Genomic DNA, 242 nt, shown 5'->3' on the forward strand with positions numbered 1-242 from the left:
CGTACAGGTGATCGCGTTAGTCGTCCGGCAAGCTCTTGGACGATGACCGTCCACCAGTTGTTAAATCACCTTCATTCCAATGGATTCACGCAATGCCCCAAAGTGATTGGGATTGAGGGTGGTAAAGAGTGGTTGAGCTTTGTGGAAGGAGATACCTTCAACTATCCACTGCAAGGTTCTATTGCTTCTGTTACTGCACTTTTATCCGCAGCCAAAATGTTGCGTAGAATGCATGATGCCTC

At 47.5% G+C, this 242-nt stretch carries 1 pseudogene; it reads left to right on the forward strand.

Annotated elements, in window-relative coordinates:
* Positions 1-242: pseudogene (locus tag R7Z50_RS28370) on the forward strand (phosphotransferase); the annotation flags it as partial.

The organism is Vibrio sp. 1249-1 (assembly GCF_033340495.1).